The 23,856-nt window shown below is 72.9% G+C and carries 28 protein-coding genes; 11 read left to right on the top strand and 17 right to left on the bottom strand.

Annotation, left to right across the window (positions count from 1 at the left end; all coding sequences use genetic code 11):
• Nucleotides 1-3 precede the first annotated feature (3 nt).
• On the top strand, nt 4-975 hold the full coding sequence (gene arsM, locus ID574_RS58090; protein ID WP_188197658.1) for an arsenite methyltransferase: 972 nt from the start codon (nt 4-6) through the stop codon (nt 973-975).
• A 42-nt stretch (nt 976-1,017) separates the two neighbouring features.
• Nucleotides 1,018-1,656 (top strand): NAD(P)-dependent oxidoreductase, encoded by a 639-nt coding sequence (locus ID574_RS58085; protein ID WP_188197657.1) that lies wholly within the window; start codon nt 1,018-1,020, stop codon nt 1,654-1,656.
• A 3-nt stretch (nt 1,657-1,659) separates the two neighbouring features.
• Here ID574_RS58085 and ID574_RS58080 read toward each other — a convergent pair whose 3' ends face one another.
• Together ID574_RS58080 and ID574_RS58075 are read right to left on the bottom strand one after the other, a co-directional pair.
• Nucleotides 1,660-1,992 carry a YnfA family protein gene (locus tag ID574_RS58080; RefSeq protein ID WP_188197656.1) on the bottom strand — a complete coding sequence of 111 codons (333 nt, stop codon included), beginning with the start codon at nt 1,990-1,992 and terminating at the stop codon, nt 1,660-1,662.
• A gap of 10 nt (nt 1,993-2,002) precedes the next feature.
• The gene (locus ID574_RS58075; protein WP_188197655.1) at nt 2,003-2,410 is read right to left on the bottom strand and encodes a hypothetical protein; all 408 of its coding nucleotides are present in this window, start codon (nt 2,408-2,410) and stop codon (nt 2,003-2,005) included.
• Nucleotides 2,411-2,502: 92 nt separating this feature from the next.
• Between ID574_RS58075 and ID574_RS58070 the strand changes: the two genes are divergently transcribed.
• Complete coding sequence (locus tag ID574_RS58070) at nt 2,503-2,907, top strand: MerR family transcriptional regulator (protein ID WP_188197654.1); 405 nt, start codon at nt 2,503-2,505, stop codon at nt 2,905-2,907.
• Here the strand turns inward: ID574_RS58070 and ID574_RS58065 are convergent.
• From ID574_RS58065 to ID574_RS58045, 5 genes are all read right to left on the bottom strand, one after another.
• Complete coding sequence (locus tag ID574_RS58065; RefSeq protein WP_188197653.1) at nt 2,899-3,918, bottom strand: acyl-CoA desaturase; 1,020 nt, start codon at nt 3,916-3,918, stop codon at nt 2,899-2,901. The genes ID574_RS58070 and ID574_RS58065 overlap by 9 nt on opposite strands.
• A 4-nt stretch (nt 3,919-3,922) precedes the next feature.
• Nucleotides 3,923-4,246, bottom strand: coding sequence for an STAS domain-containing protein (locus ID574_RS58060; protein ID WP_188197652.1), 324 nt, complete (start codon nt 4,244-4,246; stop codon nt 3,923-3,925).
• 118 nt (nt 4,247-4,364) lie between these two features.
• The gene (locus ID574_RS58055) at nt 4,365-4,952 is read right to left on the bottom strand and encodes a DUF5994 family protein (RefSeq protein WP_223168175.1); all 588 of its coding nucleotides are present in this window, start codon (nt 4,950-4,952) and stop codon (nt 4,365-4,367) included.
• A 317-nt stretch (nt 4,953-5,269) separates the two neighbouring features.
• Nucleotides 5,270-5,632 (bottom strand): YdeI/OmpD-associated family protein, encoded by a 363-nt coding sequence (locus ID574_RS58050; protein WP_188197650.1) that lies wholly within the window; start codon nt 5,630-5,632, stop codon nt 5,270-5,272.
• Nucleotides 5,629-6,054 (bottom strand): VOC family protein, encoded by a 426-nt coding sequence (locus ID574_RS58045; RefSeq protein ID WP_188197648.1) that lies wholly within the window; start codon nt 6,052-6,054, stop codon nt 5,629-5,631. Before ID574_RS58045 ends, ID574_RS58050 begins: the two co-directional genes overlap by 4 nt.
• A gap of 89 nt (nt 6,055-6,143) precedes the next feature.
• Between ID574_RS58045 and ID574_RS58040 the strand changes: the two genes are divergently transcribed.
• Nucleotides 6,144-7,088, top strand: a complete 945-nt coding sequence (locus ID574_RS58040) for a helix-turn-helix transcriptional regulator (protein ID WP_188197647.1) — start codon at nt 6,144-6,146, stop codon at nt 7,086-7,088.
• Between the two features lie 205 nt (nt 7,089-7,293).
• Here the strand turns inward: ID574_RS58040 and ID574_RS58035 are convergent, their stop codons facing one another.
• Both ID574_RS58035 and ID574_RS58030 read right to left on the bottom strand, forming a co-directional pair.
• On the bottom strand, nt 7,294-8,571 hold the full coding sequence (locus tag ID574_RS58035; protein WP_188197645.1) for an SWIM zinc finger family protein: 1,278 nt from the start codon (nt 8,569-8,571) through the stop codon (nt 7,294-7,296).
• Entirely contained in the window at nt 8,568-11,576 is a 3,009-nt protein-coding gene (locus ID574_RS58030) for a DEAD/DEAH box helicase (protein ID WP_188197669.1), read from the bottom strand. The genes ID574_RS58035 and ID574_RS58030 overlap by 4 nt, the downstream gene beginning before the upstream one ends.
• Before the next feature lie 110 nt (nt 11,577-11,686).
• On the opposite strand from ID574_RS58030, the gene ID574_RS58025 reads away from it, so the two are divergent.
• From ID574_RS58025 to ID574_RS58010, 4 genes are all read left to right on the top strand, one after another.
• Nucleotides 11,687-12,304 (top strand): DedA family protein, encoded by a 618-nt coding sequence (locus ID574_RS58025; RefSeq protein ID WP_188197643.1) that lies wholly within the window; start codon nt 11,687-11,689, stop codon nt 12,302-12,304.
• Entirely contained in the window at nt 12,288-13,403 is a 1,116-nt protein-coding gene (locus tag ID574_RS58020; protein WP_188197642.1) for a sensor histidine kinase, read from the top strand. Before ID574_RS58025 ends, ID574_RS58020 begins: the two co-directional genes overlap by 17 nt.
• Nucleotides 13,394-14,038 carry a response regulator gene (locus ID574_RS58015; RefSeq protein WP_188197640.1) on the top strand — a complete coding sequence of 215 codons (645 nt, stop codon included), beginning with the start codon at nt 13,394-13,396 and terminating at the stop codon, nt 14,036-14,038. The genes ID574_RS58020 and ID574_RS58015 overlap by 10 nt, the downstream gene beginning before the upstream one ends.
• 152 nt (nt 14,039-14,190) lie before the next feature.
• On the top strand, nt 14,191-14,589 hold the full coding sequence (locus ID574_RS58010; protein ID WP_188197639.1) for a hypothetical protein: 399 nt from the start codon (nt 14,191-14,193) through the stop codon (nt 14,587-14,589).
• Nucleotides 14,590-14,676: 87 nt separating this feature from the next.
• Here the strand turns inward: ID574_RS58010 and ID574_RS58005 are convergent, their stop codons facing one another.
• Complete coding sequence (locus tag ID574_RS58005) at nt 14,677-14,835, bottom strand: YciI family protein (protein WP_188197637.1); 159 nt, start codon at nt 14,833-14,835, stop codon at nt 14,677-14,679.
• Between the two features lie 67 nt (nt 14,836-14,902).
• On the opposite strand from ID574_RS58005, the gene ID574_RS58000 reads away from it, so the two are divergent.
• A complete protein-coding gene (locus ID574_RS58000; protein ID WP_223168174.1) occupies nt 14,903-15,334 on the top strand; it encodes an SRPBCC family protein in 432 nt (143 codons plus the stop codon).
• Nucleotides 15,335-15,576: 242 nt separating this feature from the next.
• Here the strand turns inward: ID574_RS58000 and ID574_RS57995 are convergent, their stop codons facing one another.
• Together ID574_RS57995 and ID574_RS57990 are read right to left on the bottom strand one after the other, a co-directional pair.
• Entirely contained in the window at nt 15,577-16,377 is an 801-nt protein-coding gene (locus ID574_RS57995) for a phosphotransferase (protein WP_188197635.1), read from the bottom strand.
• Between the two features lie 30 nt (nt 16,378-16,407).
• Nucleotides 16,408-17,121 carry a CTP synthase C-terminal region-related (seleno)protein gene (locus tag ID574_RS57990; RefSeq protein ID WP_188197633.1) on the bottom strand — a complete coding sequence of 238 codons (714 nt, stop codon included), beginning with the start codon at nt 17,119-17,121 and terminating at the stop codon, nt 16,408-16,410.
• Between the two features lie 70 nt (nt 17,122-17,191).
• Here ID574_RS57990 and ID574_RS57985 point away from each other — a divergent pair, with 70 nt between their 5' ends.
• Entirely contained in the window at nt 17,192-18,064 is an 873-nt protein-coding gene (locus ID574_RS57985) for a LysR family transcriptional regulator (RefSeq protein ID WP_188197632.1), read from the top strand.
• 69 nt (nt 18,065-18,133) lie between these two features.
• On the opposite strand, the gene ID574_RS57980 is transcribed toward ID574_RS57985, so the two are convergent.
• The 5 genes from ID574_RS57980 to ID574_RS57960 all read right to left on the bottom strand — a co-directional run bounded on the left by ID574_RS57980 (nt 18,134) and on the right by ID574_RS57960 (nt 23,243).
• Nucleotides 18,134-18,574: a hypothetical protein gene (locus tag ID574_RS57980; RefSeq protein WP_188197630.1), complete on the bottom strand. Its 441-nt coding sequence runs from the start codon at nt 18,572-18,574 to the stop codon at nt 18,134-18,136.
• Nucleotides 18,575-18,857: 283 nt separating this feature from the next.
• Nucleotides 18,858-20,189: a serine hydrolase domain-containing protein gene (locus ID574_RS57975; protein WP_188197629.1), complete on the bottom strand. Its 1,332-nt coding sequence runs from the start codon at nt 20,187-20,189 to the stop codon at nt 18,858-18,860.
• Nucleotides 20,190-20,205: 16 nt separating this feature from the next.
• Entirely contained in the window at nt 20,206-21,756 is a 1,551-nt protein-coding gene (locus ID574_RS57970; protein WP_188197627.1) for a hypothetical protein, read from the bottom strand.
• A 22-nt stretch (nt 21,757-21,778) separates the two neighbouring features.
• The gene (locus ID574_RS57965; RefSeq protein WP_188197626.1) at nt 21,779-22,720 is read right to left on the bottom strand and encodes a CE1 family esterase; all 942 of its coding nucleotides are present in this window, start codon (nt 22,718-22,720) and stop codon (nt 21,779-21,781) included.
• Nucleotides 22,721-22,802: 82 nt separating this feature from the next.
• Nucleotides 22,803-23,243 carry a Clp protease N-terminal domain-containing protein gene (locus ID574_RS57960; RefSeq protein WP_188197624.1) on the bottom strand — a complete coding sequence of 147 codons (441 nt, stop codon included), beginning with the start codon at nt 23,241-23,243 and terminating at the stop codon, nt 22,803-22,805.
• Between the two features lie 13 nt (nt 23,244-23,256).
• Between ID574_RS57960 and ID574_RS57955 the strand changes: the two genes are divergently transcribed.
• Entirely contained in the window at nt 23,257-23,505 is a 249-nt protein-coding gene (locus ID574_RS57955) for a hypothetical protein (RefSeq protein WP_188197623.1), read from the top strand.
• Nucleotides 23,506-23,856: the final 351 nt, after the last annotated feature.

Genomic DNA, 23,856 nt, shown 5'->3' with positions numbered 1-23,856 from the left:
CCCATGAATGACCAGGAGCTGCGTGAGCAGATCAGGCAGCGGTACGCGGCCGCCGCGCTGGCCGTCACCCCCTGTTGCGGCGATCCGGGGATCGAGGCGGGCTTCGGCGCGGGCCTGTACGGCGCCGGCGAACGCGCCGAGCTGCCCGCTGAGGCGGTGGCGGCCTCACTGGGCTGCGGCAACCCCACGGCGGTCGCCGAGCTGCGCGAAGGGGAGCGGGTGCTGGACCTGGGCTCGGGCGGCGGCATCGACGTGCTGCTGTCCGCGCGCCGCGTGGGCCCGCGCGGCAAGGCGTACGGGCTGGACATGACCGAGGAGATGCTCACCCTGGCCCGCGCGAATGCCGCCAGGGCGGGCGCGGCCAACGTCGAGTTCCTCAAGGGTACGATCGAGTCCATCCCGCTGCCGGCCGCCAGCGTGGACGTGGTCATCTCCAACTGCGTCATCAACCTGTCAGTGGACAAGAGCGCGGTCTTCGCCGAGACCTTCCGCGTCCTTACCCCGGGCGGCCGGCTCGGCGTCTCCGACGTCGTGGCCGACGACGCCCTCACCCCGGCGCAGCGGGCCGAGCGCGGCGACTTCGCCAGCTGCATCGCCGGGGCGCTGTCGTTCACCGAATACCGCACCGGCCTGACGGCGGCCGGCTTCACGGACGTGTCGATCACCTCCACCCACGAGGTGGGCGACGGCCTCCACGCGGCCGTCATCCGCGCCACCAAGCCCGTCACGGCCGCGGCGGGGCCCGAGCCCGGTGGCGCGTGCTGCGGCGTCTCGGCCTGCTGCGCCGGCGCCGAACGCCCCCTGGACCCGACGCTCACGGTGGCGCAGGCCACATCGGCCTCCGGGCTGCGCCTGCCATGCCTGACACCGGCTCAGTGTGGAGTTCCTGATCCGCCCAGTGGGCTGGGCCGTCGTGCAGAGATCGGCCTCGGCCAGTGCGGCTTTGCCCGGCCGGGCGGCGGCCTGCCTCGGTAAGGTGGTGAGTGAGCACTTACCCACCATCGGAAGGGAAGACTCATGAGACTCGTCGTCTTCGGAGCAACCGGCGGCACCGGCCTGGAGCTCGTCCGCCAAGGGCTCGACCTGGCCCACGAGATCACCGCCGTCGTGCGCCGGGCGTCCCGCCTGCCCGCCGACCTGCGTACCCGCGTCGACGTCGTCGAGGCCGACGTGATGAACCCCGACGCCATCGCGCCGGCCGTCGAGGGCCGCGACGCCGTGCTCAGCGCCATGGGCACGCGCGAGCGCGGCCCGACCACCGTCCACTCCGCCAGCGTCGCCGCGATCATCGAGGCCATGAAACGGGTGCGGGTCCGGCGCGTGCTCACGGTCGGCGCGAGCGGCATGGTGACCGACGCGGGCGACGGCCCGCTCACGCGGTACGTGCTCAAGCCGCTCATCGTGCAGCGGCTGTTCCGGCACGCCTACGCCGACCTGGCCGCCTCCGAGCGGCTGCTGCGCTCCAGCGACCTGGACTGGACGATCGTGCGGCCCTCGCGGCTGACGGACGCCGGGCGCACCAACCGCTACCGCACGGCCAGGGACCTCAACATCCGCGGCGGCCTCACCACCACCCGCGCCGACCTGGCCGAATGCATGCTGGACCTGATCGACGACCACACGTCGGTGCGGCACGTCATCTCGGTCGCGTCGTGAAACTCAGGAGCGCGGCGCGTACATGATGACGGCGACGCCGGCCAGGCAGATCAGCGCGCCGATGACGTCCCACCGGTCGGGGCGGAAGCCGTCGACCGCCATGCCCCAGGCCAGGGACCCGGCGACGAAGACACCGCCGTAGGCGGCCAGGACGCGGCCGAAGTTCGGGTCGGGCTGGAAGGTGGCCACGAAGCCGTAGGCGCCCAGGGCCACGATGCCGGCGCCGATCCACAGCAGGCCGCGCTGCTCGCGCCAGCCCTGCCACACCAGCCAGGCGCCGCCGATCTCGGCGAGGGCGGCCAGGGCGAACAGGGCGATGGAGCGGAGCACGGCCATGCCGATCACCTTAGGACAGGGGGTCGGCGGTGAAGGCCAGGCCCTGGCCGGTCAGGCGGTCGCGTACCTCGGCGGGGCTATGGCCGGCGGTGTCGGGCAGGCGGTAGAACTCCTCCAGCACGGCGCGGGCGACGTCGTCGTCGCTGACCGCGCAGTCCCACAGGATCTGGTCGCCGTCGTCGGTGATCTCGAAGGCGAAGAAGGCGCAGCAGGCCTTCTCCCGTGCGGCCAGGTCCTCCGTCCAGGCCCGCACGCCCGGCTCGGCGCGCAGCCGGAATCGGATGCCCTGGTCGGTGCGCTCGCGGCCGGCGAGGGCCTGGGCGAACAGCCGCCGGTACTCCTCCAGCCGCTCCTGCGCGGTGTCGGTGGCACCGGTCAGGTCGCAGACGACGGGGGTGGTCGCAGGTGGGATGTCCACGTGCGGACTCCTTTCCGGGAGGCGCCCTTGTGGGCGCGATCACGGAAACCCTAAAGTCTGGACCAGAGTCCAGAGTCAAGAGGTGAGCGCCGGTGAAAATCGGGCAGGTCGCCCGCCAGGCCGGGGTGAGCGTCGACACGGTGCGTTTCTACGAGCGGCGCGGGGTGCTGCCCGTGGCCGAGCGCCGGCCGTCGGGGTACCGGATCTTCAACGCCGCTGCGGTGGAGCGCATCCGGATGGCCAAGTCCCTGCAGGAGCTGGGATTCACGCTGGACGAGGTCGTCGACGCCCTGACCGCGCACGATCAGGGCGGGGCGACGTGCGAGAGCGAGCGGTGGCGGCTGGAGGCGGTGGTGGAGCGGATCGACGCCAGGATCGCCGAGCTGATCGGCCTCCGGGAGTCCGCGGCGGAGACCCTGGAGTGCTGCCGGGCGGGGCGCTGCCGGCTCGGGCTGGGCTATGGCGGGCCTGGCCATGAGGCTCGAGACTTAGAGTGATGACCCGCCGGTGGGGTGGGCGCCGGTGCGCAGTGTGTGTTTGCCGGCCACCGTGCGGTGGTGGTGCAGGACGTCAGGAGGGTGCCAGTGCACGTTGGTGGCCCAGTTCAGGCGTTCGAACAGGCCGATGAGTGCGGCTGAGGGGTCGATCTGGCGAGGGCCGCGGCCGTGCCGGGCGCAGTTGGGCTGGCTGTGGTGGCCGTTGTGCCAGCTTTCTCCGAAGGACAGCAGGGCAAGCGGCCCCAGGTCGGTGGCGCGGTCGTGGTGGTGGGTCGTGTGCCGATGGTCACCGATCATGTGGCACAGGGAGTTGACGCTCCAGGTGACGTGCTGCAGCAGAGCGATGCGGACCAGGCCGGCCCAGATGAACGCGGTCAGCCCGCCGTAGAGGCTGCCGCTGATCGCCCAGCCCGCCGCGAACGGCAGGAGCAGGGAGACGGCGCACAAGGCGGGGAAGGCGCGTGAGACACGCAGCATGACCGGATCGTTGCGCAGCAGGTCGGGGGCATACTGTGCGGCCGATGTCGGCTCGCTGGTGAACAGCCACCCCACGTGGGCGTGAGCCAGGCCGCGCAGTCGCCCGCCGAGATGGGTGCCGTAGCGGTAGGGGGAGTGCGGGTCTCCGGGCTGGTCGGTGAAGGCGTGGTGACGGCGGTGGACGGCCACCCAGTCGATGAGGTTGCCCTGAAAACTCATCGACCCGGCCACGGCCAGGACGACGCGCAGCCAGGGCCGGGCGGTGAAGGAGCGGTGGGTCAGCAGCCGGTGGAAGCCGACCGTCACCCCCAGCCCGGTCACGATGTAGAAGACGGCGGCCAGCAGCAGGTCGGTGAGGGTGATCCCGGTTCCCCAAGCCAGCCAGATGCCGACGCCAAGCGCGATGAACGGCGCGATCACGATCGTGGCCGTCAGTGCCGCCTGCCCGGCATGGACGCTGACGCCCTGGATGCGCGGGAACGGCGATCGCCCGTCGTATGCCTGGGCCGGAGGCTGAGAAACCTGGGTGGACATTCGATCACGCCACAATGGGCAAGCCGCGGTCCAGGCCGGTGATGTGCAGCAACCGGGACATGAACGGGCGGGGCGCCGTCAGAGCCACGGTGATGCCCATCGGCCGGGCGCGGTGCTGGATGCCGACCAGCACGGCCAGTCCGGAGGCGTCGCAGAAGGACACCTCCGACAGGTCGACGATGAGCAGGCTCTTGCTGCAGTGCAGCGTGCACAGCAGTTGCCGGCGAAGCGCCGCACTGGTGAAGACGTCGATCTCGCCGGACAGGCGGACGACGGTGGGCCTTGATGGGCCGGCCGCGCCGAGCGGGGCGGTGTCGATGACGGTCATGGAAGGTCTCCTCACGGGAGAAGATGACATGGGATGAGCTGCCTGCCGGACGGAGATCGGTCCGCCGCCAGAACGGGCGGTGTCTGAACCGCTCGATCCGGCCGGCAGGCGGCACGTGTCACGCCGGCGTCGGCGGTCGTCTGGTGGAGCACTGCGCCTCCTGCCGGGTGACCGGCCCGCCCTCGTTCTCCCAGCGGGACGGGCCGTCGGCCGTCGCGCGCTGAGCAGGCTCGGGCGGCAGGTGCGCGATGGTCAAGATCGCCTCGCCCGTCAAGTGGGCGGTGTCCTGGGCGGTGAGCTTGAGTGCGGCCTCGGCGGGGCCGGGAGCGGTGCCTGGCGGGATGATCAGCAGGGCGACCGGTTTGTCCGAGGCGAAGAACAGAACGATCACGTGAGGGTCGGCGTGGCGGAACCATCCGATGCGGACCGTCCGTCCGCGTGCCGGGATCCGGCGGGGGATGCGCTGCCACGCGTCCCGATGCACGCCTACCAGGAGCGTGGTCCGCCCCAGCCGCTGATCAACGGCGGCGATGAGACCGGGCAGCTCGGCGGCCGCGTCGCAGGAGTAGGGCCACCAGGCCCCGTCCACCACGGCTCGCCGGTCCAGCACCGAATGAAGACTGAGCCGTAGCGTGGAATCGATCCGAGGAATCGCGGATGAGACTGCGCTGAGCGGTGTGCGTTGAGAAAGAAGCGTCGGCGTCATGGTCGCCTGACCTGTCCAGGCCCTCCGAAGGGAGCCGCTGGTGGTTCGCCGGGGGCGACGCCGACCTGAATGCCAACGCTCGAAAAGTCCTCGGTGTCTTCAGTTTACCCCATGACTTCCGGTACCGCCCGGCTGCGGCCGCAGGCGCGCTACGCGGCTTCCGTCGCCACCTTGAATCCCCGTGTCATGGACGCCCGTCGCGCCCGCTGCTACCGAGTGGCTGGAAGCCCGCGCCGGTTGGAGAGGTCCGGCGCGGCTCGAGGCCCTGTCCGCGCGGTGCCGCTCCGGCGGGAGATGCCGTCAGGGCCGCCTCCGGCTCAGGCCGCCCCCGGCGCAGGCCAGCGGCCGTCGGCCTTGGCGCGTTCGACGGCCGCCAGGCCCGCCGTGTGCATCCTGCCCTCGCGCTCCAGACGCTCGACGCGGGCGACGTTGGGCCGCGACCATGGGCTGCGGGGGCGGCGCGGGCTGAAGCGCTGCAGGTAGGTGGCCTCGTCGCGGGAGCGGGCCTGGCCGTCGATCCAGCCGAAGCACAGCGCCTCCTCGACGGCCTGGAGGTAGGTGAGGGTGGTCGGATCGGTGGTGCCCTTCTTGGCGATCACGAGCCAGACCTCGGTCGTGGTGTCGTGGTGCTCGGCCAGCCAGCCTCGCCACGCGGCGGCGTCGGTGAGGATCGTCGTCATGACACGCTCCTGATCGAGTCGCGGACGCTGAGGTAGTGCGGGTTGTACATCAGGCCGAGGATGTTGCCCCAGGGATCGATCACCGAGGCGGTGATGAAGCCCTGGCCGCGGTCGTGCGGGGTGTCGTGCGGTCCGGCGCCCATGGCCAGGAGCCGGTCGAGGGCCGCCTGCACGTCGTCGACGTGCCAGTACACCAGGGCGCCCGCCGGTCCGGTGGTCTGCGGGGCCGGGGTCATGGCCAGTTCGGTGCCCGCGTGGACGCTGTTGACGAAGCCCAGCTCGTGCAGGTAGTCGCCGATGCGGAACTCCATGTAGTCGGGGGTGTCGAGGTACGGCGGGACGCCCAGGAGTTCGGTGTACCAGCGTTTGGTCGCCTCCATGTCGGGGGTGTAGAGGGCGACGGTGGTGAGCCCGCTCAGCATGTCGGTTTCCTCTCTCGTCGAGTCCTTGAGAACCATCCTTCCTGCCAAAGTGCTCACCGATTGAGCACTTTGTTTGCGACCATGAGGACATGCGTGCCGATCGTCTTGTCGCCGCCCTGCTGCTGCTCCAGGCCCGTGGCCGGGTGACCGCCGCGGAGCTGGCCGAGGAGCTGGAGATCTCCGTGGCCACCGCCCGCCGGGATCTGGAGGCGTTGTCCTCGGCGGGCATCCCGGTGTACCCGCAGCCGGGGCGGGGCGGCGGGTGGCAGCTCGTCGGCGGCGCGCGTACCGATCTGAGCGGCCTGACCGCGGCCGAGGCGCGGGCGCTGTTCCTGCTGCTGGGCCCGGCCACGACGGCCGCGCCGCCGCTGACCTCCGCGTTGCGCAAGCTCATGCGCGCCCTGCCGGCCACGTTCCGCGCCGACGCCGAGGTCGCGGCGCGGGCGGTGGTGTCGGACGCGGTGCGCTGGGGCGAGGTCGGCCGGGAACTGCCCGCTCTGGTCGAGGAACTGCAGGGCGCCGTCGTCGGCCGGCGGAAGGTGCGGCTGGCGTACACCGGCCGGGGCGGCCGCTCGACCGAGCGGCTGGTGGATCCGCTGGGGCTCGTCGACAAGGACGGCGTGTGGTACCTGCTGGCCGGTACCGAGGCCGGGCGGCGGACGTTCCGTGTGGATCGCGTCGCCGAGGCCGTGGTGACGGACCTGCCCGCGGAGCGGCCCGACGACTTCGACCTGTCGGCGGAGTGGGAGCGGGTCGTGGACGAGGTCGAGCAGCGGCGCTCGCTGGTGTCGGCGGTGGTGCTGATCGAGGACCGGCACGTGCGCGTGCTGCGGGACCAGTTCGGCCGCCACAGCGAGGTGCTGGGGGAGGAGGCCGACGGCCGGGTCCGGCTGCGGGTGGCGGCGCCGATGGCGCTGTCGATCGCCGAGCACCTGGCGGGGTGGGGCGCCCGGGTGGAGGTGGTGGAGCCGGAGCCGGTCCGCGCCGAACTGGCGAGGATCGGCGCGGAACTGGTCGCACGCTACGCCTCCTGACCGGTCCGATCACCTCCCGGCGTGCTCGACCGTCTCCTGACCGCTCTCGCTCCCCTTCCGGCCGGTGCGGTCACCTCCCTGACCGCTCCCGCCCCCTTCCGGCCGGTGCGACCACCTCCTGACCGCTCCTGACGCGCTCGATCGGCTTCTGATGGGGTCCGGTCGCGTCCTTCCGGGCGTGAGCGGTGGGCGTCAGATGCGGCGTTCAGGAGCGGCCGTCGAGCGTGGAGGCGTCGCGTTCGGACGCGGCCGCGAGCGTGGAGGCGTCGCGTTCGGGCGGGCCGGCGGGCCACCAGCGGCCCTCGCGTTCGACGAACGGGTACCAGCGGCCGTCACGGCCGTAGCGCAGCTGCAACGAGCCTATGGTCCAGCGGTTGCGCCAGGTCTGGATCTCGGGCGGCCGCTCGCCCTCCCAGCCGGCCGCCAGTCGGGCGTGTGCCCTGGCCAGGTCCTGCCGGGGTGGTGTCCAGGCCGATTCCAGCACCTCCAGGCCGTCGGCGCCGCCGTACCGCCAGGCCGCGACGGCGGTGTCCAGGCCGAGGTCGAGGTCGTGCTCGGCGGCCAGGCGAACCCGGTCCTGGTATTCGGTCAGCTCGGGGAGCCGGCCGCGGTCCAGCAGCTCGCGGGCGCGGGAGGCGGCGGAGGCGGCCAGCACGCGCAGGGCCGCCGCACTGGGGCCGTCGGCGCCCGGCGGCGGGTCCAGCGCAGGCGGAGCGAAAGGCACGTCGTACGGCGGCGGATCGGGCAGCACCGGCTCCCCGGCCTCGAACGCCTCCGCCGCGGGCACCCCCCGAGCTGCCGCACCGCGTGCCGGGGACACCTCGTCGTCTGCCGCCATCCCGGAGTCCGTCAACGCCCCGCGAGCCGCGGCCACCTCGGCTGCGACTCTCGCGGCGCCGGGACCGCCCGCGCCGGCCGACAGCCCCATGGGCGGCTCGCGCCGCTGGAGCGCCTCGATCAGCCGCCGCTCGCCGCGTCCCCGCATGAGCAGCAGCACGAACGGGTCGGCGTCCAACAGCCAGGACACCTGGTAGCACAGGGCCGCGGCGTGCGCGCACGGGAGCCCCCAGTCGGGGCAGGAGCAATCCGGATCCAGGTCGCCGACGGCAGGCAGCAGGGGCACGGCGGCGTCCTCGGCGGCCTTGACCAGGTCGTGCGGCATGTCGCGGTCCAGCAGTGCGGCGATGTGCCCGCTCTTGGCGGCGACCTGGTCGAGGAAACGCTCCCACTCGGCGTCGGAGAGCTGCTCGACGCGGACGACGGTGTCGTACTCGCTTTCGGCGACGGCGGCGATACGCCCGGGGCTGACGGTGATGGGGCCGAGCCTGCCGGTCTTGGCGTACGCGCGGCCTTTACGCAGCAGGACCTGGTCGAGCGAGGTGTCCTCCACGGCCTTGACCCAGGCGCGGCCCCACCAGGAGGTCGCGAAGCGGGCGCCGGCGCGTTGCGGCGGGAAGGCGCGGAAACCGCGGGCGGCGTTCATCTGAGCTCCACGAGGGCGGCGAGTTCGGCGTCGGTCAGCTCGGTGAAGGCGGCCTCGCCGGAGGCGAGCACGGACTCGGCGAGCGAGCGCTTGGCGGCCAGCATCTGGGCGACGCGGTCCTCGATCGTGCCCTCGGCGATGAGGCGGTGCACCTGGACGGGGCGGGTCTGGCCGATGCGGTAGGCGCGGTCGGTGGCCTGGTCCTCCACGGCGGGGTTCCACCAGCGGTCGTAGTGGATCACGTGGTCGGCGCGGGTGAGGTTGAGGCCGGTGCCGGCGGCCTTGAGCGACAGCAGGAACACGGGGATCTCGCCGTCCTGGAAGCGGCGGACCATCTCCTCGCGGCGGGCGACCGGAGTGCCGCCGTGCAGCAGCTGCGTGGCCACGCCGCGCGCGGTCAGGTGCTTGTCGATGAGGCGGGCCATGGCGACGTACTGGGTGAACACCAGCACGGCGCCGTCCTCGGCGACGATGGTGTCGACGAGCTCGTCGAGCAGCTCCAGCTTGCCGGAGCGGCCGGTCAGGCGCGGGTCGGTCTCGTGCAGGTAGTGGGTGGGGTGGTTGCAGATCTGCTTGAGCCCGGTCAGCAGCTTGACGACGAGGCCGCGCCTGGCCATGCCCGTGGCGCCGGCGATCTGGGTCATGATCTCGCGGACGACCGCCTCGTACAGTCCGGCCTGCTCGGTGGTGAGCGCGACCGGGTGGTCGGTCTCGGTCTTGGGCGGCAGCTCGGGCGCGATGCCGGGGTCGCTCTTGCGGCGGCGCAGCAGGAACGGCCCCACGAGCCGGGCCAGCCGGGCGGCGGCGCCGCTGTCGCCGGACTCGACCGGTTTGGCCCATCGCGCCCGGAACCTGGCCAGCGGCCCCAGCAGGCCCGGCGTGGTCCAGTCGAGGATGGCCCAGAGCTCTGACAGGTTGTTCTCGACGGGGGTGCCGGTGAGGGCGACGCGGGCGGCGGCGGGGATCTCGCGCAACGCCTTGGCGGTGCCGGAGGCGGGGTTCTTGACGTGCTGGGCCTCGTCGGCGACGAGCAGGCCCCACGGGTGAGCGGCCAGCGTGGCCGCGTCCAGGCGCATGGTGCCGTACGTGGTCAGCACGAATCCCTCGTCGGCCAGCGTGCGGGCGGTCCCGTGGTAGCGGCGTACCGGCACACCGGGCGCGAACCTGGTGATCTCCCGCTCCCAGTTGCCCAGCAGCGAGGCCGGGCAGACCACGAGCGTCGGGCCGGTCCCGGCCTCGGCGCGGTGCAGGTGGAGCGCGATCAGAGTGATCGTCTTGCCCAGGCCCATGTCGTCGGCCAGGCAGCCGCCGAGGCCGAGCGAGGTCATCCTGGCCAGCCAGCGCAGGCCGTGCAACTGGTAGTCGCGCAGCCGCGCGGCCAGGCCCGCGGGCGGGTCGATCTTCTCGGGCTCGGCCAGGCGGTCGCGCAGCTCGCGCAGCCAGCCGGTGGGCTCGACGGTGACCTGCTCGCCCTCGACCTCGGCCGTCCCGGTGAGGGCGGCGCCGAGCGCCTGCAGGCCGGTCAGAGGCTTGAGGTCCCGCTGGCGGGCCTTTCGGGCCAGGTCGGGGTCGATGAGCACCCACTGGTCGCGCAGCCGTACGACGGGGCGGTGGGCCTCGGCCAGCTGGTCCGTCTCGGCCGCGGTCAGCTGCCGGCCGCCGAGCGCCAGCTGCCAGTTGAAGCTGGTCAGGTGGTGGCCGCCGAGGAAGGAGGGCAGGTCGGAGGGGGCTGCGTCGCGTTCGCCGACGACGGCGCGGGCGGTGAGGCCGCGTACCAGGGCTTTGGGCCAGTGCACCGCCACGCCGGCGGCCGCCAGCCGGTCGGCGGCGCCGGCCAGCAGCTCCTCCACGTCGCCGTCGGACAGTGTGAGCTCGTCGGGCACGGCGTTGTCGAGCAGCCGCTCCAGGCGAGGCCAGACGCGGGCGGCGCGGCGTACGGCGAGGGTGGCCTCGATCCTGGCGCGCGGACCCAGGCCGGGGTCGCGGCCCTGCCACAGGTCGCCGGCATCCACGACGAGGGAGGGGTCGGCGAGGCTGTGCAGCTGCACGACGGCGCGGAAATCGGCGGCGGCCAGGTCGTCGGCCTCCAGCCGCAGTGACAGTCGCACGCCGGAGTCGAGCCCGGCCGACACCTCCTCGGCCCAGGGGCGCAGGTGGGGCACCTTGACGGGTTTGACGGCGGCGTAGGCGGTGGTGCCGGTGGCGCGTACGGCGCCGGGCGAGCGCGGCATGGCGTCGGCCACGGCGTCCAGAAAGGCCCGCACCAGCCCTTCGGCATCGGGCAGCCACACCTCGGCGGCCTCGGTCCCGCTGCCCTGGCCCGCGTCGCGGTCGCGGCCCGGGTCGACGCCGTTGCGGCTTTGACCGTCTCGGCCCGTTTGCGCGTCCCCGCCATCCGCAGCGCCTCCGCCGTCGGCGCCGTCGTGCGGGACTCCCCAACCGGGTGCGGCGGCTGCCCCATCCTTACGGTCGCCGCCGATGACGGTCTTCACCCCTCCGACGGCCGGCTCGCCGCTCTGGGCCACCGGACCGATTCCGCGGACGGCGCCTCCTCCGGTGTCGGCCGCGACCGCGGGGCGGGCCGAGGCCTCGGATGACGGCAGGGGGATGGCGCGGGCGCTGGCGGGCATGGCGGCGGCCAGGTCGCGGATGCGCTGGACGTCGGCCGCGTCCAGCGGGCCGGCGCGCCAGGAGTCGTGGCCGTCGGCCGTCACCCCGGGCAGGATCCGGCCGCGGGTGACGAGCTGCAGGGCGATCAGGGCGGCCGCGCCCCAGAAGCGGGCGGCGGGGTGGGCGCGCTCGTCCGTGCGGGCCCTGGCCAGCGCCGCCACGGCGTCGGCCACGGGGACGCGGGTCGCCGTGACCTCGCGGGTGCGTATCGTGCCGTCGTGCGGCTCGGCCACGGTCACCGTGTCGGCCCCGTCGGGGTCGAGGAAGGTGACCTGCCCGGCCCTGGGCGGGTCACCGGGTTGGAAGACTGCTGCGTGCCGGGCCAGATCCGTCATGACGCTCACGACCGTACAGTGTACGGTACGGGAGGGGTGTGGTTTACCGCAGTTTCGATCGGGCACCTGCCTCATTCCGGCCATATCTGATCTTCCATAGCCTTACCCTCATGACTGACTGGCTTGTTGGACTGATGGAGACGCTCGGGGCCGTTGGGGCGGGCCTCGCTATCGCGCTGGAGAACCTGTTCCCGCCCCTGCCCAGCGAGGTGATCCTCCCGCTGGCGGGCTTCACCGCCAGCCGGGGCGAGATGGACCTGCTGGACGTGCTGGTGTGCACGACCCTCGGCTCCGTGGTCGGCGCCCTCGCGCTGTACTGGGTGGGGGCGTTACTGGGCCGCGAGCGCGTGCTCGCCATCGCCGCCCGGCTGCCGCTGGTGAAGGTGTCCGACATCGAGAAGACCGAGGCGTGGTTCCTGCGCCATGGCCGCAAGACCGTGTTCTTCGGACGGATGATCCCCATCTTCCGCAGCCTCATCTCGGTCCCGGCGGGCGTGCAGCGGATGCCGCTGCCCACCTTCACCCTGCTGACCACGGCCGGCAGCCTGATCTGGAACACTGCCTTCGTGCTGGCAGGCTATTTCCTGGGGGAGAACTGGTCGCTGGTCGAGGCCTACGTCGGCATCGGCACCAACGTGGTGATCGCGATGGTGGTGGCGGCGGTGCTGGTGTTCGTCGGCGTGCGGCTGGCTGAGAGGCGCAAGGGCCGGCATGCGTCTCGTCGTTGAGGGCCTGCGGCAGCTGGGCGCGGTGGCGCTGGGCGCGTTCACCGCGTTGACGGGCGTGGCGTTCGTGGTGCTGGCGCTGCCGTTCGCGACCACGCCGCGGGCCGCCGCGGCGGCCCGGGGGCTGGCCCGGCTGGAGGCGCGCCGGCTGCGCCTGGACATCGGCCGCCTGGACGCGCTCGCCGGCGACGACGGGCCGCGGCTGCTGCGATACCTGGCCGCGCGCGTGCCCATGGGGCTGCTGGGCGGGATGGTGATTCTTCTCACCCTGTGGGGCGCCTGGCAGTGCGGACTGCTGGCCTGGGCGTGGATCCGGAACGAGCCGTTCGACGGGATGGCGCGCTCGCTGCCCCTGGCTCTCTACACCGGCGCCTTCGCGACCGTGCTGCTGTTCCTCGCGCTGACGGGACTGGCGGGGGTGCACGCGCTGGAGCGGCGGCTGGCCGAGCGGATGCTGGCCCCGGACCGCACCGAGGCGCTGGAGCGCAGGATCGCCGAGCTGGCCGAGAGCCGGGCGGGGATCGTGGCGGCGGTCGACTCCGAGCGGCGCCGCATCGAGCGGGACCTGCACGACGGCCTGCAGCAGCGTCTGGTGGCGCTGTCGATGCTGGTCGGGCGGGCCAAACGAGGGCGGCTGGAGCTGCTGGAGCAGGCGCACCAGGAGGCGCAGCAGGCGCTGGCCGAGCTGCGCGAGGTGGCCTGGCGGGTCTATCCGAGCGGACTGGACTCGCTGGGCCTGGGCGAGGCGCTGGCGGGGGTGGCCGAACGTTCCAGCGTGCCGGTCAGGGTGGTCTGCGAGCTGCGCCGGCGGCCGCCGATGGCAGTGGAGACGGCGGCGTACTTCGTGGTGTGCGAGGCGGTCACGAACGCCGCCAAGCACTCCGGCGCCGGGCTCATCACGGTCGAGGTGCGCGAGGAGGGCCCGGAGGAGGGCGCCGCGGTGGTCGTACGGGTGCGTGACGACGGGGCGGGCGGCGCGAGCGCGGCGGGCGGCGGCCTGTCCGGGCTGGCCAGGAGGGTGGCGGCACTGGACGGCAGGTTCGATGTGAGCAGCCCGGTGGGCGGGCCGACGACGATCACGGCGGTACTTCCGTGCGGGTGATCCTGGCCGAGGACTCCACGCTCCTGCGCGAGGGCCTGGTGCGGCTGCTGCTGGAGGAGGGCCACGAGGTGCCGGCCGCGGTCAGCGACGGCGAGGCGTTGGTGTCGGCGGTGGCGGCGTACGAGCCGGACATCGTGGTGGTGGACGTGCGCATGCCGCCGACCCACACCGACGAGGGGCTGCGGGCCGCGCTGGAGATCCGGCGCCGCTGGCCGGCGGTCAAGGTGCTGGTGCTGTCGCAGTACGTGGAGAAGCGCTACGCCACCGAGCTGATGAGCGCGGACGTGGCCGGCGTCGGCTACCTGCTGAAGGACCGGGTGGCGCAGGTCGGCGACTTCCTGGACGCGCTGGAGCGGGTGGGCGCCGGGGGAGCGGCGTTCGACCCGGAGGTGGTGCGCCAGTTGCTGGCGCGTACGACTCAGGTGGATCCCCTCTCCCGGCTGACGGGTCGTGAGCGCGAAGTGCTGGAGCGGATGGCGCAGGGGCTGACCAACGCCTCGATCGCGCAGGCGCTGCACGTGTCGCAGAGCGCGGTGGAAAAGCACGTCAACTCCCTGTTCGACAAGCTCGGCCTTTCCCACACCACCGGCTACAGCCGCCGGGTGCTGGCCGTGCTCCATTTCCTCGAGTCCTGAGCCGGGAGCGCCCCAGCCCTGCCTGTGCCGACGAATACGCCCGTCTTGACAATTCAATTTGTCGGTGGGAGGTTGTCCGAGGAGGGATCGGGCAGATCCCCTCACGCCTGCCCCAGCCGGTGTGCTGAGCCTGACCTACACGAGGAACCGACATGGACACCAAGACCGTCGCCGCCAAGCTGCTCATCAAGCCGGACACGACCGTGTGGGTGTCCGACGCCGCCCACCGGACCCTCCTCGATCCGCTGCCCGACGGGGCGCACCACGTCGAGCACCTCAAGGAGGCGGGCGTCGCGGTCGTCTTCGCCGCCGACGCCGCCGCGGCCCGGAGCCTGCTCGACCGGCACCGCGACGAGCTCACCGCACCCGGCGTGCTGTGGGTGGCCTACCCCAAGGGCAACAAGTCCGACATCAACCGCGACATGCTGTGGCCGATCGTCGGCGAGTACGGCCTGCGGCCCATCAGCCAGGTCGCGGTGGACGAGGTGTGGTCGGCGCTGCGCTTCCGCCCGCTCAAGGAGGGCGAGGCCCCGTTCACCGGCGGCCGTTGACAGCACCTCCAGCCGTGTGCCGACCGGCGACGCCCACGCCACCCCTGATGCTCCCACTCGCCGAGCACAGAGGCGGCCCAGGTCGGGTTACGCCCGTCGGAGTCGCCTGATTCCTTCAGGGAACGACAGGGAGTTCAAGACGCTGAACCCGCCGATCTCGTCGCCGTCGCGCACCCGTACGGTGGTCGCCTCGGCAGCCGGTCGCAGCCCGACCCCGCCCTTGATCACCCCGGCCGGACACTTCATGAAAGCCGAGGATGGCCAGCGCCGCCGACAGCCCCCGAGGGCCCGCGGGTATGGGATCGTGACGAGTGTGAAACCTGTCTACATGGGCGCCGCCGTCGAGGTGGCGGCACCACCTGAGCGGGTGTTCGCGGTGCTCACCGACTGGCCCAGGCACCGTGAGTGGATGTTCCTGACCAGCGCCCGGCAGGTGGGCCCGGACCGGATCGAGGCCTACTCCGGGGTGCGGCCGTTCGGCTTCCTCGACACGATGACGATCACCCATTGGGAGCCGCCGGCGCTGGTGCGCGTGGAGCACACCGGCCGGGTGGTGCGCGGCCGGGGCGCGATCCGGGTACGTCCGAGCGCGGGCGGCACCCGCGTCGTCTGGGCCGAGGAGTTGCTCCTGCCGTTCGGCGTGCTCGGGCGGGCCCTGTGGCCGGTCGCCGCCCCGATCGCGGCCGCTCTGGTGCGCCGCTCCCTCCGCAAACTCGCCGCACTCGCCGAAACCCCCGGAACTTGACCTGCTCCTCGCCCTAAAGAGGCGAGGTCTCACCCGACGGCTTGGTTGTCGCACGCCCGTTCGATCGATTCCCGCTTCAGCGCCTCTCCGGCCGTGCCCCATTGATTCGCTGAGATCCCAGGTCCGCGCTTCGCGCCCGGGCTGTCCCGGCTCCGCCGGACCATCCCCTATCGGGGATCGCATTCATCCACGGCCTCAAGGCCGATGGCTTCTGCGGACTTTCGGTCAGCGGCTCGTACCCCTCATCGGGCGTCAGGCACGCCGTCGGCGACCCAGCGCCGGATCTCGCCGGCCGCCTGGTCGGCGACGGGATGCTCACCCGGGCGGGTGACCAGGTCGCTGAGGGCGAACATGTCCAGCACGCGCCCCAGATACGCCCATTCTCCGGGCGGCGGCAGATCGGCGGGCCGGCAGGCGGCGAAGGCGGCGCGGAAGCCCGCGGTGAACGCGGCGGGGTAATCCGCGGCGAAGCGGATCATGTTGGCCGCGTCGCCGTACGGGCATCCGGAGTAGGAGAACTCCCAGTCGAGCACGGCGTCCACGCGCCAGCCGCCGCCCGTGCGCGTGACGACGAGGATGTTCTTGGGGTCGACGTCGGCGTGCACGAGGCGGCTGTGCTGGTCGACGCGGCCGAGCGCCGGGGCGTGGGCCGTGCACAACTCCGACCACGCCCGTCGCGTGGCGGCGTCCAGCCGCCCGACCTCCGCGCCGAGCTCCCACACGCCGTCTCGCCCGGCCTCCTGGAGCACCTGGCTGAGCGGCGTGCCCGCCACGTATTCCAGGACCATGGCGGGCCGGGCGGCGCCGTCACCTGCCTCTGCGGGCAGCACGTGCAGCACCCGCGGAACGGGGACGTGACCGCGGGCGGCGTCCATGACGGCCGCTTCGACGGCGGGATCGGGCCCGCCGAGCCGGACGACGACCTGGCCGCCGGTCAGCGTGAGCAGGCACGTCTCGTGCGAGAATCCACCGGCCAGGGGGCGCGTCGCCACGACGGCGGCGCCCAGCGCGGCGGCCACGCGGCGGATTTCCTCAGGCTGCACCCGATCGAGTGTCCCATGCCGAAACCCCGGCTACCCGGTGGCTGGGGACACGTCTGGGACCAGAGCACCGCGGCGGGTGACCGCGGCGGCGAAGGCCGAGATCACCGGGTGCGCCCGGCTGCCGTCGCCGGCCAGCTCCGGCTGGAACATGGTGGCCAGGAAGAACGGGTGCCCGGGCAGCTCGGCGACCCGCACTGCGCCGTCGTCCTCGGCGTGGCCGGAGAACACCAGCCCCGCCGCGGCCAGCGTCCGCTTGTAGGACTCGTTGAGCCCGTACGAGCAGATGTAGGCCTCCATGGTGGCCGGGACGCCCATGATCTGCTCGATCAGCGAGCCGGGCGTCAGCCGTACCAGGCTCTCGTGGCCGGCCAGGGAGCACGCCAGCGGTGTGAGCAGGAAGTCGCGCGCGTCCGGGTCGTTCTCGGCGTGCGCCACGTCCAGCCCGCACACGTTCCGCGCGACCTCCAGAAGCATGTGCTGGAAGCCGCCGCACGTGCCCAGGAACGGGATCCGCTCCTCGCGGGCGACGCGCGCGGCCTCGACCGCGCCGGCCTCGTCGCGGTACGGGCTGCCCGGCAGCAGCCAGATGCCGTCGAAGGCGGCCAGCCCGGTCACGTCGGTGGTGGGGATCCAGTACGGGTCGAGCACGATCCCGTCGCGCTCGCGCAGCGCCTCCATGATCAGCGGGATGCGGACGTGCGAGCGGACACTGGGGGAGCGGTCCCCCACAAGGGCGATTCTCATGCCCCCATCCTGGTCGGCACCACCCCTTAAGCGCCAACGATGAAATCTGCACCTGCTATAAGCAACACTGATGGACCCTCATCTGCTGACCACGTTCGTGACCGTCGCCCGGCACGGCTCCTTCTCCGCGGCCGCCGCCGAGCTCGGCTACACCCAGTCGGCGATCTCCCAGCAGATCGCCGCGCTCGAGGCCGATCTGGGGCTGGTGCTGCTCGGCCGGCGCCCGGTGGAGCCGACCCCGGCCGGGCGGCGGCTGCTGGAGCACGCCGAGCCGCTGCTGCTGCGCCTGCGTGCGGCCCGCGCCGACGTGCTGCGTGCGGCGGCCCTGCCCCGGCACCGGCTCCGGCTGGCCGCCACCCCGCTGGCCGTCAACGCGGTTGTGGCCGCCCGCCTGGCCCGGGCGCGCGCCCAGCAGCCGCGGCTTGATGTGACGCTGGTGACGTGCGGACGCGAGCAGGTCGCCGCGCTGGTGGCCGAGGGTGAGGCGGATCTGGGGCTGGCGGACGGCATCGCGGCGCCCAGTGATCCGCTGCGCCTGCCCGACACCGGTCCGATGACGACCGTGGGGATCGCCGAGGAGGATCTCGTCGTGGCCCTGCCGGGCGATCATCCGCTGGCGGGACGGGCGGCGTTGCGGCTGGCGGACCTGGTGGACGCGCGCTGGCTGCAGACGCCGCTGTGCCCGCTGGCGCGGTTGCGGGATCTGGTGGGGGACGGGTTCCCGGCGGCGCTGGAGTACCAGGGGGACGACGTGCACACGCTGCTCAACCTCGTGGCCGCCGGACACGGCCTGACCCTCCTGCCCTCCTCGGCCCTGCCAGCCGGTGCAGCCGCGCGTGGGGTGCCGCTGGCCTCGCCCCGCCTGGTGCACCGGGTCGAGCTGCTGCACGGCGCCCTGCCCCCGGGCTCGGCCGCCGACCTGGCACGGACGCTGTCGGCCTGACGACGGCGAGTCCGCCGGCGTCTCGGCGAGCGCGCCCAGCCTCAACGGCGCAGGCACGATCTCCGCCGGTCAGCCTTCGACGAAGACCGGCTCCTGGCCGACGGTGATGGTGTCTCCCCGGCGGACCGGATGGGAGGTGCCGTCGAGCCGGTGCAGCATCGTCGCGCTCCGGTGTGCCGTGAGCTCGGCGCTGCCGGCGACCGTCCAGATGATCGCGGCCCGCTGTGTGCCGCCGTCGCGGACGATCGGGATCTTCCCGCCGCCCCAGTTGTAGAAGTACATGCGTTCGACGTTCAGGTCGCGCGCGTACAGGCCGGTGAGGAAATAGCGGGCCGCGAAGGCACGCGCGGTCGCGGCGTCCAGCGGGCGTTCCAGAGGGAGCGTATAGGTGGTCCCGGTGCTCCAGAGCCGTGGATGCACCCCGGCTTCGTGCAGGGTCCTGTCCACGAGAGCCGCGAGCTCCAGCATCGTCTCGGGAGGGTCGGACGCGGTGCGCTGGTGCAACGGCAACAACGGGCCGTGCGGAGACTCCCACCAGCACCGTCTCACCCGCGGGCAGGCCACTCCCTGGTACGAGGACTGGGACGCGGTCTGGGTCCCGTGCCGGGCCGTCGGCTACAAGACCATAGCCGGGGGTGCCGCGCGGTATCCCTGGACAGGCGGGGGGGAGGCCCGGCGGCTGGGCCTCACAAGATCCGTGACCGCGAGCACCTCACCATCACCGGCGTCTTCTGCTGAGCCGGGACCATGTGGATCGGCCGGGCTCCGACGGCGGCGGAGCCCGGCCGCTCGTTCAGGCATGCCAGTCGCTCACCCCGCCCGGCACCGGCGCCGCCGGGTCGTACGGCTCGCGGGTGAAGACGAAGGTGTTGAGGTCGAGGTGGTCGGCGGCCACCCGCAGCGTCTCCCCGGCGTAGTAGCCGTCCAGCCCCAGCCACGTCCCGTCGGCCTGGGGGACGAACCTGGAGGCGCGGCCGGCCCCGTTGAGCGGCTCCAGCGACAGGCCGCGGTCGGGCAGCAGCCGCAGCGCGTACGGCTTGGGCCCCCAGTGCCACAGCCCGGTCAGCGCGAGCAGGTCGGGGTCGGCGGAGACGGGCCGCCATTCGTCGGGCAGGCGCGGCTCGTGCTCGTCGAGGATGTCGAGCAGGTCGGTGGCCAGGCGGCCGCTCAGGCCGGAGGTGGTGTTGGCCATGAACAACACCCCCACCCCCTCGGCCGGGTCGGCCCACACGCTGGCCAGGAAGCCGGGCATGGAACCGGTGTGCCCGGCCAGGCGCCGTCCGCCGGTCCTGGCCAGCTGCAGGCCGAGCCCGAAGCCGCCCGTCCAGGCGTCGCCGTCGTCGACGCCGGCCGGTTCGCGCATCTCGGCCAGCGTGTCGGGGCACAGCACGCCGCCGGTGTCACCGCACAGGAATGCCGCCCAGCGGGCCAGGTCGTGCGGCGTGGACCACAGCTGGCCTGCCGGCCCCATGGCGTCGGCGTCGTGCTCGGGCTCGGCCAGCACCACGTCGGCCCACGGGTGGACGGCGTACCCGGTGGCGTGCGGGCGGCGGGGGCGGGCGGTGGTGTCGTTCATGCCGAGCGGGGCCAGCACCTCGCCCTGCACCGCCTTCAGCCAGCTGGTGCCGCGCAGGTGGGCGACGAGCTCGCCGAGCAGCGCGAAGCCGACGTTGGAGTAGTGGAAGCGGCGGCCGGGCCGGTGCTTGAGCTCGCCGGGGCCCAGCCGCTCGAACAGCTCGCCGGTGGGAACGCCGGGGGTCCGCTCCCACCAGGCGGTGGGCGGTTCGGCGGTCAGGCCGGCGGTGTGCGACAGCAGCTGGGCGACGGTCAGCCGGCCGTGCGGCGCGCCGGGCAGGTGGGTGTCGAGGGTGTCGTTCAGGCCGAGAACGCCCTCGTCGCGCAGCCGCATGACGACCACCGCGACCATGCTCTTGGTGATCGAGCCCAGCCGGTATTGGGTGGCGGCCGTCGGCGTGGCGTCGCCGACGCGGCCGCGGCCTGCGAACCATGCCGTGCGGCCGTCGCGCACGATCGCGGCCGTCAGCGACGGCACCCTGCATTCGGCCTGTTCGACGGCCAGCCGGCGCAGCAGTGCGCGGGCCGTCGCGTGTCCCACCTGACTCATGAGCGACAAGATTAGGCTAGATGAGTGACAGTCGCGGCCCGATGAGCTCTCCCTGGTGGGGCTGGGGGTGGGCCTGGTCGTGGTAGTAGTGGCCGGCGTACCAGACGACGACGTTGGCGCCGTTGATGCTCTCGCCGTTGAGCCAGCGGTTGATGGCGGCGCGGTCGCGGGGGCCGGGGTTGCCGTCGTCGAGCTCGCGCGGGTGGTGGCGCAGGAACCACAGGTCGGACACACCGTAGGCGTCGGCCGTCCCGTCGAACTCGCCCGGGTGGATCTGGTAGCCGCGGCCGCTCGACTTGTCGCGTACCTGCCAGTAGCGGGCGGGGTGGCGGCGCCGGCGGGAGGTCTCGCGGATGATCGGGACGGGTTCGGGGATGGTGGAGCCGGTGTCGTCGATCTGCTCGACGACGTCGTTGCCGGCGCCTTCGATGTCGAAGTCGAGCCGCCAGTAGGCGTGGTGGCGGTGGACCAGGCACGTCATGGGGTTGCGGGTGGCGGCGAACCCGAAGCGGGGGTCGATGTCGCCGTCGTCGCGCAGCCGCCAGTCGCTGGCGTAGCGGTACCAGCCCGCGGCCAGTTCGCTGACGATGCGCAGCTGCTCGCCGTCGTGGTGGAAGGCGACGCCCTGGAAGTTGCCGGCGTCGGTGGTCGGTCGTTCCAGGATGGTACGGGGCGCGCTGGTGCACAGCCGCCAGCCCCAGCTGACGGGGTCGCTGCCGGTGGCCGAGAAGCGGGTTTCGAAGGCGACGTCGTCGCGGAAGGTCGTGCCCTCGTCGTATTCGACGTTGAGGATCGGCACGTGGGCCTGGCGCAGCAGGAGCTTGCCGCGGTAGCGGACGTTGCGCAGCTCGACGCCGCCGCCCATTCCCGGGTTCTGCGGGGCGGAGGCGCGTGGGCGCACCACCAGCAGGTCCCATAACTCGGTGCCGCCGCGGTGGACGCGGACGCGGACCTGGTCGGGGCCGCCGCGGTCGGCCAGGGCGTCGACGCCTTCGGGGACGCTGTCCTCGCAGTCGTGGTGCATGCGCACGTTGACGCCGGCGGGCGTCCAGTCGACGGTGCGGCCGACCAGGTCGACGGCGACGATGCGGTGGCGCAGCCCGGTGGGCTCGCCGGGGGTGTAGACGCCGAGGGTGGGGCGGCGCACGGTGGTGCCGTCGGGGTTCTCGGCGTCGGCCAGTGGCGGCATGGGCCGGTAGACGACGACGTCGTCGCCGGAGGGGAAGCGGGGGTCGGCACGCAGGATCGCGGCGGCGGCCAGGATCTCCTCGCGGCCGGGCAGGGGCCGGTGGGCGCTGGGGCGCAGCTCGGCGCGTTCTGGCCGGTCCAGGGTGCCGCGCAGCTCGACGGCGCGGTTGCCGATCGGGTCGAACACGGTGGCCTGGAACGGCGCGTTCTCGCCGGGGTCGTGGCCGAGGCCGGGGGCGAAGGAGACGGTGAGCCGGGCGGGGTCGGCCACCTCCAGCGCCGCCAGCGCCTCGGGGTGCTCGGCCACCGCCTGGCGCAGCCGCTGCTCGGTCAGCCCCGCGCGGGGGACGGCTTCGAGGGTGACGCGTACGTCGTCCATGAGTTCTCCTGACGGGCTGGATTCACCGGGAAGGGGTGCGGTCGAACATGTCGAGGATGAGCGCGGTGGCGTCCAGGTCGCGGGTGGTGGCCCCGAGCCAGGACACCTCGATGGGGCCCGGCCAGGTGTGCCCGCCGCCGTCGATCGTGTACAGGCGAAGTGTGGCCCCGCCAGGGCAGGATTTCCAGCCGATCAGCCGTACCTGCTCGCTGAGGCCGCTGGTGGTGCGGCCGGCGCAGCCCAGTGCCCGGGCCCAGCCGTCCATCGTCTGCTCCACCGGCGGCAGCACCACCAGGTCGGCCAGTTTGCGCAGGTCGCCGGTGGCGTTGCGAAGCGGGTGGCCGCCGCGGTAGGGGACGACGCGGTCGTCGGTGCCGTGGAAGGCGACGATCGTGGTGGGCCGCGGGTCGGGGCAGGGGCGGACGATGGTGATCCCGGCCACGGCCGCGACCCCCGTCAGGCGGCCCTCCAGCGCGCACACCAGCCCGGCGGCCATGCCGCCGCCGTACGACATGCCGGCGGCGAACACCCGTCGCGGATCGACGCACAGCCCCTGCTCCAGCCGGTCCAGCAGCGCGGCCAGGAAACCGGTGTCGTCGGGGCCGCCTGTGTGGGGCAGCGTCCAGCCCATGCGGCCTTCGGCGGCCTGCGGTGTGGCCACGACGTAGCCGCGCAGCGAGCCTTCCTCGGCCAGCCTGCTGTAGGCGGTCTGCTGGGTGGCGGTGGAGCCGAGGCCGTGCAGGTCGAGCAGCACCGGGTGGGGTCCGTCGCCGTCGGGGACCGACAGCAGGAAGCGGCGCTCCAGCCCGCCGTGGGTCAGGGTGTGGCGGCCGGGCTCCATGGGGTGGGCGGCCGAGCAGCCGCTGGTGGGTGTGGCCTCGGCGGGCGGGCTGGGTGCGGGCGGGCCGCCGCAGCGGGTGGCCAGCAGGACCGCCAGCATCACGATCATCGCGCCTTTGGCCATCGCGCCTCCCGCCGGGGTCGAGGGTCGTCTCTGAGGGCAGTGTGCGCGGTGCCGCGCCTGCCCGCCATGGGGCTGCGCCCGGTCAGGCGCGGAGGACGGAAATCGTGCGGCGGCGGGCTTCGTCGAGGTCTATTCCTTGACCTGTCAAAATACGCGCGGCCGCGCTCCGGCCCTCTCTGATGATCGCCAGCACCAGGTGTTCGGTGCCGACGTACCGATGGCCGAACCGGAACGCCTCCTGGCGGGCGAGCCGGAGGATCTCCTCGGCGCTGACGGAGGCGTGGGCGTCGCCTGCATGACGCTCGGCGTCGTCGCGTACGGCCCGCAGGTCCGTCCCGAGGTCGCGAAGGGTGCGCACGCCGACGCCGTCATCCAGCCTGAGCAGCCCCAGCAGCAGGTGCTCGGCGCACGCGTGCGGGCGCCGGCACGCTTCGGCTTCTTCTTGCGCCAACCGGATGACGTGTGCCGCGCGCCTGGTCAGAACGCGGCCCGCGGGCCGGCGTAACACTGCGCTCTTCCGCATCGGCGGCTCCTTTGTGTCGTGTCCCGTCCATGCCGCCGAGCGGGCCGCGCGCGATCTCGTACGTCTCCCACTGCCCGGCGTCCCGATCGAGGTGGCACGAGCCGGCGGGGCAGGCGTGGCGCTTGCCACCAGTCCTGAGCACATCGCCTTGCGGCGCATGCGCAGCAGTGTGTCATATGACGTCCAGGCCGCCGAGCCGGACATCGTGCGGGGGATCGGAGCGTCACTCGCCTTCGGCCTGCGCGCGCGGACGCACCCCTGACCGAAAGAGGCACTTTGTACGTGTGGCTTGACGATTTCCACGTGCGCATGCGATTCTAATGGCGGGATCGAGGTTGACAATTTATATAAGTGTGGACATTTGTTTCCCTTTTGCTTTATGCTGCCCTTCCACGCTTGCCCTCGGCGTCCCACTCCTTCATATCGGCCGTGATGTCGTCCGGCGTGCGTGTAGTCAGTCCATCGCGAGCCCTCGGAAGGACATCTGTTGGCAGCCTCGCGCAACGCCTCCGCCGTACCCGCTGGTCCCCGTCGCGTCTCTTTTGCGCGCATCCAGGAGCCTCTCGAAGTTCCTGACCTTCTGGCCCTGCAGACCGAGTCCTTCGACTGGCTG

Source organism: Nonomuraea sp. SYSU D8015, assembly GCF_008065375.1.
In the GTDB taxonomy this organism is placed as follows: domain Bacteria; phylum Actinomycetota; class Actinomycetes; order Streptosporangiales; family Streptosporangiaceae; genus Nonomuraea.
The sequence above is the reverse complement of the archived record's forward strand: the minus strand, read 5'-3'. Positions and strand labels throughout refer to the sequence as shown.